The following is a 503-nucleotide window of genomic DNA, read 5'->3' as shown; positions in this document are numbered from 1 at the left end:
CCAACAACAAACCCAACATCAACAGCAATCTTTAAGACACTTATCTCTCTAAAGACAAGAAATGGTATCATCATTTCTCCTCACCCAAGAGCAAAGAAAAGCACAATCGCAGCAGCAAAGGTTGTTCTAGATGCAGCTGTTAAGGCAGGTGCTCCTGAAAATATCATCGGTTGGATTGATATTCCATCTCTAGATATGACAAACCTACTAATGAAAGAATCAGACATTATCCTAGCAACAGGTGGTCCTGGTATGGTTAAGGCTGCTTATTCAAGTGGTAAGCCAGCTCTAGGTGTTGGTGCAGGTAATACTCCTGCTATCATTGATAGCTCAGCAGATATCCTACTAGCTGTATCTTCAATCATCCACTCAAAGACATTTGATAACGGTATGATTTGTGCATCAGAACAGTCAGTAATCGTTGTAAAGGATATTTACGAAAAGGTTAAGAAGGAATTCCAGTACAGAGGTTGTTACTTCCTAAACCCTGAAGAAACAGAAAA

The 503-nt window shown here is 39.8% G+C and carries 1 protein-coding gene; it reads left to right on the top strand.

What is annotated here, in order from left to right; translation table 11 throughout:
- Nucleotides 1-503 (top strand): aldehyde dehydrogenase family protein (locus tag WMO18_RS10930; RefSeq protein ID WP_367286617.1); only part of this gene is annotated, 503 nt, incomplete at both ends.

The organism is Ruminococcoides intestinihominis (assembly GCF_040096285.1).
Taxonomy (GTDB): Bacteria; Bacillota; Clostridia; order Oscillospirales; family Acutalibacteraceae; genus Ruminococcoides; species Ruminococcoides intestinihominis.
This window is presented reverse-complemented; position numbering and strand designations above follow the sequence as displayed.